Origin of the sequence: Planktothrix rubescens CCAP 1459/22, from assembly GCA_904830895.1 — a bacterium.
GTDB lineage: Bacteria > Cyanobacteriota > Cyanobacteriia > Cyanobacteriales > Microcoleaceae > Planktothrix > Planktothrix agardhii.
The window spans coordinates 5,113,457-5,128,325 of the sequence record LR882958.1 but is presented as its reverse complement, the minus strand read 5'-3'; the positions used below and the strand labels follow the sequence as shown (position 1 = coordinate 5,128,325).

Sequence of the window (14,869 nt, the reverse complement as noted above, 5' to 3'; positions counted from 1 at the left end):
GTATTGAATATTTAAACTAGCTTGAAGTAGGATTTAACATTTTTTTACAACAAAAGGAACAACAAATGGCTACTTTCCAAGGAACAGATTTAGGTGATGTTCTTCAAATCGGTGCTTTTCCACTGGTTGCCATTACCAAAGATGGTCTACCTCTGATTCCTCTAATTACGATTCAAGAATCTGATTTAGCCGGAAATGATACTATCCTTTTATTGAATGGGTCTGATAAAGCCGATGGTGGAGCCGGAAATGATACTATTGATGCCGGAGGCGGAGACGATAATCCTATTAATGGCGGAGATGGTAATGATAGTATTACCCTAGGCGATGGCAATGATTATGGGATTGGCGGTCTAGGAGATGATATTATCCTCGGTGGAAAGGGGAATGACATCGGTGATGGTGGCAAAGGAAACGATACTTTCGATTTGGGAGAAGGAGATGATAACGCCATTGGTGGAGATGGAAACGATACTTTCTTTGGCGGTTTAGGAACAAATAATGTCGATGGGGGAGATGGAATTGACTACCTTTCCTATGAAAAAGTCACCCCAACTTTTCCGGTTGGAGCTAATCGAATTACAGTTAATTTAACCACAAAGGGAGAAGTTTTAGACGGGGGTGGTGTTGTTATTGCCACCGATAATATTACTGGGCCGATTGAAAATATAACTGGCGCTCCTGGTATTCCCAATGATATGACTGGAGCCGGGGGCGATAATATTTTAATTGGGGGTGCGGCCAGTGATAATTTGGCTGGAGCCGGAGGAAAAGATACCCTGAAAGGGGGTTTAGGCGATGATTTCTACACCGTTATTACTACTGGTAATGGCACTGAAATTCAAGATACCGGAGGAGCAGCAGACAGTCTTTTTATTCCAGGTATAACCCTATTACTATCTGGCCCTAGTACAACGGGTTATGGTTTAGAAAGACAAGGAAAAAATCTGGCTATTGACTTAAATATTGATGGCAAAATTGACCCAACTCAAGATTTGTTGATTGTTGATTTTTATGCCGATACCACATCAAAAACCGCAGGAATTGGGTTAATTGAAGACGTTGTGAATCTGAAAGGCCAAGATATTATCAACTCTAATATTCCTAACACCGCACCCCCTCCCACCTCTAATATTACTTGGACAACACCAACAGCCTCTGCAAGTGATCCTGGGCCAGATGTTCCAGCACCAGGGGGTGGAAATACCACCTTTGTTGACCAAGGAATTACATCTTTTGTGTTTACCAACGCCGCCGATAATACCTTTGTCCCGGCAACAGCAACCAACCTTTATATTCAAGCCTTAAATGGAAATGATTTCATTGTGGGAAGCGTATCGGCTGATAATATTAATGGCAATTTAGGGGATGATAAAATATTAGCCGGAGGTGGTAATGATGGCGATCGCACTTTAACAATTCCAGCCAATACCATTCGGATTGCTATTCGTGGCGGCAAAGGGTCAGATAACCTTGATGGTCAAGAGGGAGATGACTTAATCAATGGCAACCTGGACAATGACACCGTATTGGGGGGTGTGGGAAATGATATTATCCGGGGTGGTAAAGGTGCAGACGTCTTAGATGGCGGTGCAGGTGCGGATTACTTGATTGGTGATGCGGATCAAGATAAACTCACGGGGGGAGCCGATGCTGATATTTTTGTGTTACCTGGAGCGTCCATCGCCGCAACTAGCTTAAATCAAGCCGACCTAATCACCGATTTTCTTGGCGGAACCGATAAAATTATGTTACCTTCGGGGATAACTTTTGCCCAACTAACATTAACGCCTGTCACCGTACCAGTCGATGGTAGTACAGCATTAGTATCCACATCAATTCAATCGGGAACAACCTTTTATGGTTTAGTACAAGGGATAACCCCAGTTCAACTCACCGCAGCTAACTTTATTGCTGATGATCCGAATATTACTATTTTAGGATAGATATAGATCAAAAATCAGTAATCATTTGTAGGGGCGGGTTTATTCAATCTTTGTGAATCACCCCAATCTTAATAAACCCGCCCATAACTGTGATCAGTGTGCTTAAGTTTGACAAGCTGTCTTTTGACAAAACTAATATTTAGGTAAAAAAATTAATATCAGACCATAAAAAAATCCATTTTATTTACTTGAGTTAATTTGATGAATTGCCAATTTAATTTCAAACAAAACCAAACTATTGTGATTGGGTTTTCTCTCCTTTTGGGAACAATTTTGAGTAGTTTTACTGGATTAGGTTTATCATCTGTTGAAGCCCATGAACAACAACATGATACATCTTCCCCTCACCATAAAATGATCTCGATTCCCCCTGGTCAACCCATACCATCGGTGGATCTGATTGTCCATCCTGATGCCCGTCAGGGATGGAATTTAGAGTTGAAATTGACTAATTTTAAATTCACACCAGAAAGAGCCAATCAACCCAGCGACTCCTATCAAGAAGGACACGCTCACCTTTATATCAATGGGAAGAAAGTCACCCGAATTTATGGAAACTGGTATTATCTTTCGGAACTACCAGCAGGACGTAATGAAGTTCGGGTTAGTTTAAACGGAAATGGTCATGAAACCTTCATGGTTGAGAATCAAGAAATCGGGGATACAGAAATTATTGAAGTCAAGTAGTTACCTAAGTAATTAGGTTTGGGTTGAGGGTTAGCAATTAACTGTTAACCCTCAATATCCCATAACTGTTCTTAATCCGTCAGAGCCGAAGACCGACGGCGACGGCGGCGAATAATCGGTTCACCCGGTTGATGATCCTTATCTGATTCAGAGGTATCCTCCGATGGTGACTCATCCTCAGTTTCCGGTACAAAAAATTCTACTGTTGTTTCAGGTTCTTCAATTTTTTCTAGGGTTTCTGGTATTTTCGGTGTTTCTGTTATTTCCGGTATTTCTATTATTTCTGGTATTTCTAGTATTGCCGGTTTTTTCGGTTCGAGAATAATCCGGTCAGAAATTGACCGTTCGGGAACAATCCGCTCAGAAATAACTACTGGTGAACTTGTCCGATCGGTTATGGTTCGGTCGAGAATAATCCGTTCAGAAATTGACCGTTCAGGCATAGTTCTTTCACCCGACCCAATCGACAGAGGCAGGTTTTGTCCTTCATCGGAGTCTTCATCCATCAGAGTCGTGGGAGAAACAGGGGATTCCCCTGGAGAGCGAACCGTGACAATCACAGAGCGAGAATTTTTCACCTGTTCATGGGAGAGCATCAAGGGAGAAATCCCCATCAACGCATAAACCTCCTGTTCCTCTGGAGTCATTTCCACCGAAATCACCTCGGCTGGTTCCACCGAAGGTTTAATAATTTCGGATTTTGTGGGGCGACTGCGTTCACTCAATCCACTGCGTCCTGAGAACCCTTCACTAAACCCAACATCCGTGCGAGGTTCCCCATAGTTCACCGTTGGAGACACCCGAACATCAGGGGCGGGGAGTTCCTCATCTCGCCCTAAAGAATCCATATCCCGAATTCGACGGCGACGGCGACGGGCATTACTGGCGCCAATATCCTGATAACTGGGATGGTTGAGCAGTTCTAACTCTTGGAAACCCTCAGACGCCTCAAGATCTAAAACTTCGGGTTCTTCCCGGGAAGACGGCTGTTCATAAACCGGAACCGGACGTAAACTGGGCCGTTCTGAGTTGTCCCCACTGCTCGGCGACGGAATAATCCGATTACTAGGAATCACGAGCCGTTCCGTGGTTTCTGCGGGTTCGGGTTCGGGTTCTCCGGGTAACTGAACGATATGGCCTAGGCCTCCACAGGTGGTACAGGTTTTGCCAAACAATTCATAGATATTTTGGCCCTGGCGTTTGCGGGTTAATTCCACTAACCCTAATTCTGATAATTGAGCAATTTGGGGTCGGGCTTTATCGGCCTTCAGGACTTTATTAAAATGTTCCAGCACTTGTAATTGGTCTCGGCGGGAATCCATATCAATGAAGTCCACAATAATCACCCCTGCAATATTGCGTAACCTCAACTGACGGGCGATTTCGGTGGCGGCTTCGCAATTTGTCCATAACACCGTTTCCCTAGAGGTTGCCGAACGGGTAAAGGAGCCAGAGTTAACATCAATTACCGTTAGGGCTTCCGTTGGTTCAATCACAACATAACCGCCCGATGGCAAATCTACCCGAGGTCTTAAAGCCTCTCGAATAGCTGCATTAGCTCGGAAATACTCTAAAATCGGAATCCGTTCTCGGTGGTGGTCAATTAACACCCCTTGAGGAGCTTTGCCTACACTCCAACTCATCAAATGTTGTTTGACCCGCTTCACCCCCGTGCTGGTATCGACCACAATTCGGTTAACTTCGGTGCTGTACATATCGCGGAGCACCCGTTGAATAAAATCATTATCTCGATTTAACAGAGCCGGAGGCCGGGAAGATTGGGCTTCCTGTTGCACCAATTCCCATTGCTTTTGTAGGCTTTCCAAGTCTTCTAAAATCGCGTCCTCGGGCATATCTTCCGCTTCTGTGCGGACTAATAATCCCATTCCGGCGGGTTTAATTAGAATGGCTAGGGCCCTTAAACGGTTGCGTTCATTTTCCGTGCGAATGCGACGGGATAAATTCACCCCTCTACCATAGGGCATTAACACTAAATACCGTCCGGGTAAGGAAATATTTCCGGTTAACCGAGGGCCTTTAGTTCCGGTGGGTTCTTTCATTACCTGCACCAACACTTTTTGCTGGGGGCTTAATAGTTCGGTAATCGAACCGGAACTGCGTTTTAATCGTAATGGCCCCAGGTCGGAAACATGGATAAATCCATTCCGTTCCGGGTCTCCAATATTGACAAAGGCGGCATCAATCCCTGGTAGGACATTTTCCACGATACCGAGATAAATATCACTAACTTGGTGATTTCCGGTCGCTACCACCAGTTCTTGAATTTGATCTTCTGAAAAGACAGCAGCGATTCGTTGCTGTTCTGCGATAATAATTTGCTTTGACATTCAATTCCCTCAAAACTTAGCAATATGGTCAGCACCTACGTTGCGTGTACCTAGCAATATTGACGTGATTATTGACATCCGCCCCGCCGTAAAACGGACGGGGATTCCATCTATTTCAACAAATCAACCCTTCGACAAACTCAGGAGATAGCTGCTGAAATGCTGGATGGGTTGACGCTTCACAGAGACGATGCTTTCTTTGCAGAAAGACTGACCTTCTCTCCACGTCCGTTTAAAGTCTCCGAAAGCCCTCCGGCGACTAAAATATTAATTGCTGCGTTGATATCTCGATCATGAGATTCGCCACAATTTAAACAAGTCCACTCTCTAACACTCAACTCTTTTTTGCCACCGCGAAAACCGCAGCAAGAGCAAGTTTGAGAAGTGGGAGTCCATCTATCAATTACTCGAAAATCACGCCCGTACATGACTGACTTGGCTTCTAACATAGTTCTGAAACTACGCCAGCCCAAATCAGAAATAGCACGGGCTAATTTCCTATTTTTAACCATTCCTGAAACATTTAAGTCTTCCAAGACTATTGTTTGATTTTCACGAATAATCTTAGTTGACAACTTATGCAAAAAATCGTTTCGGGTATCAGAAATTTTAGCGTGAAGTTTGGCTAGTTTTTTTCTAGCAACTTCCCTTCTTCTGCTACCCTTCTGTTTTCTTGACAAATTTTGCTGTAATCTCCTCAAACGCTTTAATTGTTTCTTTAAAGGTTGAGGAGATTTAATTTTTTCACCGTCGCTTAATGTAGCAAAATCGGTGATTCCTAAATCAATTCCAACACTTTGTCCGTTCTTTGCTAATTGCCGAGGATTAAACTCAACTACAAAGCTCACAAAATACCTATCAGCACTATCTTTGACTAAGGTAACACCAGAAGGAATTGCGGGTAACTCCCTACTCCAAATCACTTTGATATCACCAATTTTGGCTAGGTAAATGTAATCAGAATTAGGATAGAGTTTGAACCCATTGTCGGTGAACTTAGCAGACTGTTTAGACTTACGCTTCTTAAATTTAGGTGGCTTAACTTTCTTGCCTTTTCTTTGGACTTTACAGGATTTGAAAAAGTTAGAATAAGCCTGCTCCAAATCCCTTAAACTTTGTTGTAAGGGAATAGAGGAAACCTCTCCCAACCAGATTTTCTCCTCGGTTTTTTTGAGTTCTGTAAGTCTTTTAGAAAGTTCGCCACTAGAAGGCTTTTTACTACCCGCACGGTATTGATCTTGACAGTAAGCTAAGGCATCGTTAAAAACCACACGACAACAACCAAACAATCGGGATATTAGCCCCTTTTGTTGGTCTGTTGGGTAGATTCTATACCGATACCTTAACTTCATTCTTTGCTCTTAAAATCTTCTTCTTCAGTATACAATACAATTGAATAAAAAGCCTAAGTAGAACTTAGGGGTTTTAAACCCATTTTTTCGATAAATTCATTAATGCGAATTTTATCGCCATTAGGAAGACACCAAGGACACACCGAGCCAACGGGCAAACCGCAAGAGGGAATCAGGTTTTGATCATTGAAAATCAACGGTTAACAAACACCCAAATTTAATATCCAAAATCCATCAAATTTAAGCCTTTAAAGGTTATGGGAAAATGAAATTATAGGCGGTTATTTGTTATCCATCTGCCTTCATCATGATTCTGTCCAAAGGAATACTTGGGTTTGACAGGGGTTGACCTCTTGACTAACTCACCAATATAGTATCCGTATCTACGAAAACTTTAGGGACTACAGCCTAGATCGCACATTCCAAGCTAGATGATCTCTCCCCCAACTGCCCTCAATGAACTTAAATCTAGCCATTGAAAGTGTTTGTTTCTTTATGGTATCAAGACAGATGCCAGAAAAAGTTTTTTGCTACTTTCTTCCGTTGATTTTTAGTAACATTAGGGTTTGGTTGATTTCCCAACCGCCTGATCAACAGGTGCGCTACCAGTCAAGAACCTACACTAACTTTAAGTACAGGTGAGCTTCCGGTTTGATCAGTTTATTATAGCCGCTTCTAACCTGCAATCTGTAATATTGTCGGTTTGTAGCCTAGATTCAGGCGAACCCGCCCACTATGCTACAAAACTTGGCTTACCGGGTTTCATTATAGCACGGTCGTAAACACAAATTATCACCAACCAGATATAGAAATCTTTTCGGGTCGCGTTAAAAGTGAATGGCGGTGAATGTGTAACAGTTGGAATTCTTGGCCAGTTACCTGTTCTAACATCTTAATCATTAGTTCGGGTCGTAGTTGTGTCCCATCATTCCGACAACTCCCCACATAACGCAACAATTGATCTTCCTCGGAAATCATCTCCAGTTCAAATAATTGTTCTCGTAAATTTATGATGTTCTTTTTGCCTGATTTTGTGGTTTTCTCCCATAAAATTTCTGATGTGGCTTTAACTGCATTAATCCAATTTAACCATTCGGGGATAGCGTCTATTTCTCCTATCCAATTTACGGTTAAATAATATTCTGCTTTTTCCACCGCATCCGTTAGGGAGGGTAAGTCTATGGGAACTTCTTGAATTTGATACAAAGGAATATTATCGGGTAAACCCTGGGCTAATTTTTGGCGAAATTCCTCGATATTCATGGATTCTGTTAATTCAAAATCCACAATTTCTCCGCTACTTGTTGCTCCTAATGGTAAGGCAAAAGCAATGGAAATTCGCGGATTTGGACGGTATCCTCCGGTAAACGCTAAGGGAATTGAAGCCCGACGAATCGCCCGATCAAATAATCTGAATAAATCCAAATGTCCGACTAAAGCCATATCTCCTAATTTTCCAAATCTAACTCTTAAACGTTGGACTCGTTGAGAATTAGGAATAAATTCTCCGGCAAATTGGGGAATTGGGGGAGATTTGATCACAATATTATGACCAAAATCGGTTCCACAAACTCCACAATGGGAACAACTTTCAAAGGAACAATCGGGAACGGTAGCCGCTTCTAAAGCCAGTTTTAAATCTTCCTTGAGCCAATTTTTATCAATTCCACTATCAATATGATCCCAAGGTAAGGGCTGATCTAATAATACTGCATAATCCTGTTCTTGACTATTCCCTGTTTCCTCCCCCCCTAGCCCCCCGTGCACGGGGGGTTTGGGGGGGCTGTTCCCTGTTCCCTCAATTAAATTCCATTCCCCGCTTTCCACCCGACGATATTTCCAACTCAAACCTGCTTCTTCTATAGCCTGTGTCCAAGCGCCAAAAGCTCGATCCAAACTTTCCCACCAGGAGTCCATTCCGGCGCCGAGTTCCCACGCACGACGCACCACTGGCCCTAAACGGCGATCGCCTCGACCAACAAAATCCTCCATGGCCGAGATTCTAACATCAGTAAAGTTTACCTTTACCCCTCGCATTTGTCGAAATTCTTGTTTTAATAATTTCTGTTTGCGTTGGAATTCTGTTGTGGAAACTGAATGCCATTGAAAGGGAGTATGGGGTTTAGGTGTAAAGTTAGAAATAGTTAAATTAAAGTTTAACTTTCTGCGATCTTTAGCAGAACATTCTCGTTTTAACCAAGCAACGGTTTCGGCAATTCCTAATATATCGGCATCGGTTTCTCCGGGTAAACCAATCATAAAATAGAGTTTAATTTTATCCCAACCTTGGTCAAAGGCGGTTTTAACTCCCTTTAATAATTCCTCATTAGTTAACCCTTTATTAATAATATCTCGCATTCTTTGAGTTCCCGCTTCTGGGGCAAAAGTTAACCCACTTTGTCGCGCTCCCCCTAGAATATTAGCAATATTTTCATCAAAGCGATCTACCCGTTGACTAGGTAAAGATAAACTAACATTATAATCTTTAAGACGGTTCTTAATTTCCATTCCCACCGAGGGTAAGGATAAATAATCGGAACAACTCAAAGATAATAAGGAAAATTCATTATAACCCGTTTCTTTCATCCCTTTTTCAACAGCTTGAATCACATCTTCCGGTTCCACATCTCGCGCTGGACGGGTTAACATTCCCGGTTGACAAAAACGACATCCCCTGGTACAACCCCGTCTAACTTCAATTACTAACCGATCATGAACTGTTTGCACATAAGGAACAAATTTAATCGAATAGGCGGGCATTGGTGCGGCTACCCGTCTTAAAATTTTGGCAGGAACATTAGGATGTTTGGGATGAACAGAACCATCTTCTGCCATCTGATAAAATTGGGGAACATAGATCCCTGGAATTTGGGCTAAATCTAGTAATACGGCTTTTCTATCTAAGTTCTTTTTCTTGCATTCTTCTAAAATTAATCCAATTTCTGGTAATAATTCTTCCCCATCTCCTAAAGCGATAAAATCAAAAAAATCCGAGTAGGGTTCGGGGTTAGATGTGGCCGTTTGTCCCCCGGCAAAAATTAAGGGATAATGGGGTTGATCAGAATTTTGATCATCACCCCAAACCGAATAATTTTGTCGGTCTTCCCAAGTTAGGGGAATTCCGGCTAAATCTAACATTTCTAAGATATTTGTTGCCCCTAATTCGTAGCTGAGGCTAAATCCTAAAATATCAAAATCAATTAAAAAATGACGGGACTCAACACCAAATAAAGGGGTTTTAGTCTCGCGTAATTTTTTTGCTAAGTCCGACGCTGGGAGATAGGCGCGATCGCATAATTGCCGAGGTTGAGTATTTAAGATATTATAGAGAATAACATGGCCAAGGTTTGAGACTCCGACCTCGTAAACTTCAGGATAGGTTAACGACCAACGGACGACGGCGGACTCCCAAGGTTTGCGTTTGGCGCCTAACTCCTGACCCAGATAACGGGCAGGTTGATGAATTTCTGGTGTAATTAGTTTCTCGACTGCGACATTCAAGGCAAACCTCACCCTATTAATAACGACAATATTTTAAGATTACCATTGATGTTGCCATCGTGTTGATTGTAGCAGTACCGTGTAATCAAATATTTGAGGACGAAACCTAAAAAACAATTAATTTTTTAAAATAACTTTTGGGTCAAACGTATTAAAATATACTGAAAATCTATCTCAAGGTAGATGAAATTGGGACTAAATAAATGTTACCAAAGTTCCCATATATTAAGTGATAAAGATCACTTCAAATAAAAGGATATGATCACAAATAAAAATCACTATTTATAACATAATAAAAATATGCGAGTTATCCGTACCTACTATGTCAGCAACGAATATGATTCGTAAACTGGTTGAAAAAGCTCTCTATTTTAGATGTCTGACTCCTGAAATTGAAAATGCGATTAATACAGAATTAACCCGACTGGGTTATGTTTCCGATGTCGATTATGAAGCCTTAGAATTATTAATGGAAGAAATGGATGCTGGGCGCATTCGCTTAGTTTCTAGCCATTAATAGCTTGGGATTTAAAAATTTCGAGATGCAACAATAAACAGGGTTTTGTATTCTAACGATTAGAATCAAAAATATTAGCAGAAGCTCGCCAAACCTGACCGATAAAATCTTGCAGTTGTTGGTGAGCAGAACAAGTATTGACTCGTTTAAGTCCAGGATAATTAGCCTCTGGAGACTCTAACTGTGCTAAGAAAGTAATAACTTCCGTATCCAAAGCAGCCCTAAATAAATGTGTTGGCCAAATTAAATCAGGACTTTGGCGTAAATCAGATAAAATAAAGGTTTCCGGGGTAAAACCAAAACTCGAAAAATTGTCTTCTGGATATTCAGATAATCCTTGAATTAACATCAAAGGTCTTACCCAACAGACTCCCCGAACTTCGACAACTTGAATTACTTCTGCATACAAACAACTGTTTTGATGATTTAATCCCACAATTTGACCGGGCTTAAAATTCAAGCTAGAGTCCATCATGCTTAACAGCTTATTAATTAAAAGTAGTTATAATTATAACACTTAGGGTTGATCAATTTGGTTCAGTGCTAATTGTAAATCTTGAATCAGATGTTGAGCATCTTTTTTGGCTGAACCTTGACAATAATCAGTCACAGATAAGGGAGTACCGATTTTTATTTTAACACTAGAACCTCGACAGGGAATAATCGGATTATAGCGTACAGAAATCGGGACAATCTTAATTCCTAAATGTTCCTGGCTAGTTTCCGCTTGGATGGCTAAACGTCCCAGTCCTAATTTTAGGGGGTGAACTTGGTCATCCTGAAAAATATTTCCTTCTGGAAAAATCACTAACATTTCTCCTTGGTGTAGCAATTCCACGCCATAACGAATCGTAGAAATAGTCGGATGTTTTTGATTAATTGCAAACCCACCGAGGTGACGAATAAACCACCCCTGTAGTCCTTTCATTTCATCAACCGTAACCATAAACCGCAAGTCCCGCCCGGTGACATAGCGACCTGTGGAAAAGGGAATCATAATTGCATCCCAACGGGAACGATGGGTTGGTGCTAAAATAATAGGGCCTTGTTGGGGAAGATTTTCTTGGCCGATGACTTCCAAGGATTTAAAATAAAATGGTAAAACCAGATGTCGTCCCAAGGGATAAACAATTGCAGCCAGCAAGGGAGAAACGTCAGAATTAACCTGTGTTTCTTTTGTAGATATGGACATTTTTGCAAAAGATTGATTAGATCAAAGATGAGCATAACGGTTTTCGCAGGTTGAATAAACCTCTTAACTGGATTTTAAACAGTTTAAAGGGTTTTATTGATCGTGATTAGGACAGTTTTTTTATTGTCTATTTAATTGCGTTTTTGAGCAAACCAAGATTGTAATTGTTGACGACAAGGAGATTCTAATATTCCACCTAAAACCGATAATTTATGATAAGAACAGGGACTATTGGGAAGGTTGATAACGGTACGGATAGTTCCGGTTTTGGGGTCATCGGCGCCATAAACCAGTAACCCTAAACGAGCTTGTAATATGGCTCCGGTACATAAGGGACAGGGTTCAAGGGTGACGTACAAAGTACAGGTATTTAGATGCCAATTTTTTAATAGTTTTCCTGCTTCTCGTAGGGCTAATATTTCGGCGTGGGCGGTGGGGTCACAGTCTCTTTCTTTGCGGTTTTGGGCTTGGGAAATTAGTTGATTGTTCTGATTAATAATAATAGCTCCAACGGGGACTTCTCCGGCTTCTCCAGCTTGTTGCGCTAATTCTAAAGCCCGACTCATCCAATATTGATGGGTGGAATAGTTGTTAAAAATTGGGTTTGGGGAACCAGACATCGGGGGGTTGTGTTTGTATATTGATTTTTTAATCAAGTGTATGTCCATGTTAGCCGTATAGTCATTATACGACGGCTGCGGGAATTTGTCAAGGGTAGCTCCTATCTAGTCGGCAATTTTTTTAATCAAATCAGTTTTGAGTGAGGAGAAGATAGAATGGGAAATGCTGTGGTGAAAAGTGCGATCGCTTGTATAGATGTCTACCAAAAATAATTGTCCCTTTTCTGCTGAAGAAATTGCCTCTGAAGGCATCAAACCCGAAGAATATGAAGAAATTGTCCGACGCTTAGGAAGACATCCCAACAAAGCGGAATTAGGGATGTTTGGGGTGATGTGGAGCGAACACTGTTGTTATAAAAATTCCCGCCCTCTGCTCAAACAATTTCCCACCACGGGAGAACGAATTTTAGTTGGCCCAGGAGAAAATGCCGGAGTTGTGGACTTTGGTGATGGGCTGCATATTGCCTTTAAAATCGAATCCCATAATCACCCTTCAGCTATTGAACCATTCCAAGGCGCTGCGACGGGAGTAGGGGGAATTTTAAGAGATATTTTTACGATGGGAGCGCGTCCAATTGCGGCGTTAAATTCCTTGCGGTTTGGTTCCTTAGAAGATAACCGAACTAGACAAATATTTAAAGGGGTGGTTTCTGGTATTAGTCATTATGGTAATTGTTTCGGGGTTCCAACTGTTGGGGGAGAGGTTTATTTTGATCCAGCTTATAACGGAAACCCCCTAGTTAATGCGATGGCAATTGGGTTAATGGAAACCCCAGAAATTGTCAAATCTGGTGCTTCAGGAATTGGAAATCCGGTGTTATATGTTGGTTCAACAACGGGGCGGGATGGCATGGGGGGAGCGAGTTTCGCCAGTGCCGAATTAAGTGAAGAATCGATTCAAGATCGTCCGGCGGTACAGGTGGGAGATCCGTTTTTAGAAAAGTCTTTAGTGGAAGCTTGTTTAGAAGCATTTAAAACGGGTGCGGTGGTAGCAGCCCAGGATATGGGAGCGGCAGGAATTACCTGCTCAACATCAGAAATGGCGGCAAAAGGTGGGGTAGGAATTGAGCTAGATTTAGACTTAATTCCGGTACGGGAAACGGGAATGGTTGCCTATGAATATCTATTATCGGAATCTCAAGAACGGATGTTATTTGTCGCTCAAAAAGGGCGAGAACAGGAGTTAATTGATATTTTCCATCGTTGGGGATTACAAGCGGTTGTGGCGGGAACTGTGATTGCCGAACCCATAGTTAGAATTTTATTTCAAGGGGAAATTGCGGCGGAAATTCCGGCGGATGCTTTAGCAGAAAATACGCCATTATATCCGCGAGAAATATTATCAGAACCGCCAGAATATGTTCAAATAGCTTGGCAATGGAAACCGGAAAATTTACCGGAATCTACAATATCAGGAATTAAAATTAAGGGGGAATTTCAATCTTGGAATCAAGTGTTATTGACTTTATTAGACACCCCTTCTATTGCTTCTAAACGCTGGGTTTATCGACAATATGATCATCAAGTTCAGAATAATACGGTTTTAGTTCCTGGGGGTGGGGATGCGGCGGTGATTCGGTTAAGGCCGTTGGAACCCCCCCAACCCCCCCTTACCAAGGGGGGGCTTGAAGATGAAGATCCGGCTTCCCTGCTGGATAAGGGGGGGCTTGAAGATCCGGCTTCCCCCCTTGGTAAGGGGGGACTGAGGGGGGTCTATCGTGGACTAGCCGCAACAGTAGACTGTAACTCTCGGTATGTGTATCTTGACCCCTACGAAGGAGCGAAGGCAACGGTAGCCGAAGCCGCCCGGAATTTAAGTTGTGTGGGGGCCGAACCGATTGCGGTGACGGATAACTTGAATTTTGGTAGTCCTGAAAAACCGATTGGATATTGGCAGTTGGCGGAATCTTGTCGGGGGATTTCCGATGGCTGTAAGGCGTTGAATACTCCGGTGACGGGGGGGAATGTGTCACTTTATAATGAAACCCTAGATGCAGAGGGGAACCCGGAATCAATTTATCCGACCCCGGTGGTGGGAATGGTGGGACTAATTACGGATTTAACTAAGGTTTGTGGTCAAGGTTGGCAAAGTTCGGGGGATTTAATCTATCTTTTGGGGGATGACAAAACTTTACCCACGTTAGGCGCGTCGGAATATTTGGCGGTGTTGCATAGTACGATTGCGGGTAAGCCTCCGAGGGTAGATTTTGAGTTAGAACAAAAGGTACAAACTGCCTGTCGGGAAGGTATTCGTCAAGGTTGGATTAAATCGGCCCATGATTGTGCTGAAGGGGGGTTAGCGGTGGCGCTGGCCGAATCTTGTCTGAGTGGCCAAAAAGGGGCGACGGTTAAGCTGGGTTTAGGTTCTAATCCTTCTGTCCGTTGGGATAATATTCTATTTGGAGAAGGAGGGGGACAAATTCTGGTTTCTGTGCATCCTGAATCTCAGTTGGTTTGGGAAGGGTTTTTAGAACAACAGTTAGGGAAAGAAAACGATATCTGGCAAAACTTTGGTTTTGTGGGTTCGGGATCTGAACCTTTAAGGATTTTAGCCGATGATCAGGGTTTAATTGAGGTTGATCTTGGAGAAATGGGCGATCGCTATTTTAATGCGATTGAACGCAGGGTGGATGGTCAGGATTAATTTAACCACAAAGACACAGAGAAGATTCCAGACGCGAGACTTTCTTGCGATTTCAGCTAAAA

The 14,869-nt window shown here is 42.4% G+C and carries 10 protein-coding genes; 4 read left to right on the top strand and 6 right to left on the bottom strand.

All coding sequences use genetic code 11. From position 1 onward, the window contains the following. Positions 1-65 precede the first annotated feature (65 nt). Together NMG86_RS23235 and NMG86_RS23230 are read left to right on the top strand one after the other, a co-directional pair. Entirely contained in the window at positions 66-1,946 is a 1,881-nt protein-coding gene (locus tag NMG86_RS23235) for a calcium-binding protein (RefSeq protein WP_052338573.1), read from the top strand. A gap of 201 nt (positions 1,947-2,147) precedes the next feature. Further along, the gene (locus tag NMG86_RS23230) at positions 2,148-2,633 is read left to right on the top strand and encodes a hypothetical protein (RefSeq protein WP_043937797.1); all 486 of its coding nucleotides are present in this window, start codon (positions 2,148-2,150) and stop codon (positions 2,631-2,633) included. Positions 2,634-2,704: 71 nt separating this feature from the next. Here the strand turns inward: NMG86_RS23230 and rne are convergent, their stop codons facing one another. The 3 genes from rne to NMG86_RS23215 all read right to left on the bottom strand — a co-directional run bounded on the left by rne (position 2,705) and on the right by NMG86_RS23215 (position 9,834). Then, a complete protein-coding gene (rne, locus tag NMG86_RS23225) occupies positions 2,705-4,981 on the bottom strand; it encodes a ribonuclease E (protein WP_026787892.1) in 2,277 nt (758 codons plus the stop codon). Between the two features lie 179 nt (positions 4,982-5,160). Beyond that, positions 5,161-6,333, bottom strand: coding sequence for an RNA-guided endonuclease InsQ/TnpB family protein (locus NMG86_RS23220; RefSeq protein WP_043938993.1), 1,173 nt, complete (start codon positions 6,331-6,333; stop codon positions 5,161-5,163). A gap of 792 nt (positions 6,334-7,125) precedes the next feature. After that, on the bottom strand, positions 7,126-9,834 hold the full coding sequence (locus tag NMG86_RS23215; RefSeq protein WP_026796605.1) for a TIGR03960 family B12-binding radical SAM protein: 2,709 nt from the start codon (positions 9,832-9,834) through the stop codon (positions 7,126-7,128). 322 nt (positions 9,835-10,156) lie between these two features. On the opposite strand from NMG86_RS23215, the gene NMG86_RS23210 reads away from it, so the two are divergent. Beyond that, a complete protein-coding gene (locus tag NMG86_RS23210) occupies positions 10,157-10,351 on the top strand; it encodes a hypothetical protein (RefSeq protein WP_026787890.1) in 195 nt (64 codons plus the stop codon). 52 nt (positions 10,352-10,403) lie between these two features. On the opposite strand, the gene NMG86_RS23205 is transcribed toward NMG86_RS23210, so the two are convergent. The 3 genes from NMG86_RS23205 to tadA form a co-directional block, all read right to left on the bottom strand. Continuing rightward, positions 10,404-10,826 carry a hypothetical protein gene (locus NMG86_RS23205; RefSeq protein WP_052338572.1) on the bottom strand — a complete coding sequence of 141 codons (423 nt, stop codon included), beginning with the start codon at positions 10,824-10,826 and terminating at the stop codon, positions 10,404-10,406. A gap of 42 nt (positions 10,827-10,868) precedes the next feature. Further along, positions 10,869-11,543, bottom strand: a complete 675-nt coding sequence (locus NMG86_RS23200; protein ID WP_026787888.1) for a lysophospholipid acyltransferase family protein — start codon at positions 11,541-11,543, stop codon at positions 10,869-10,871. A gap of 131 nt (positions 11,544-11,674) precedes the next feature. Next, positions 11,675-12,163, bottom strand: coding sequence for a tRNA adenosine(34) deaminase TadA (gene tadA, locus NMG86_RS23195; protein ID WP_026787887.1), 489 nt, complete (start codon positions 12,161-12,163; stop codon positions 11,675-11,677). A gap of 196 nt (positions 12,164-12,359) precedes the next feature. Between tadA and purL the strand changes: the two genes are divergently transcribed. Beyond that, entirely contained in the window at positions 12,360-14,807 is a 2,448-nt protein-coding gene (purL, locus tag NMG86_RS23190; protein ID WP_087882119.1) for a phosphoribosylformylglycinamidine synthase subunit PurL, read from the top strand. Positions 14,808-14,869: the final 62 nt, after the last annotated feature.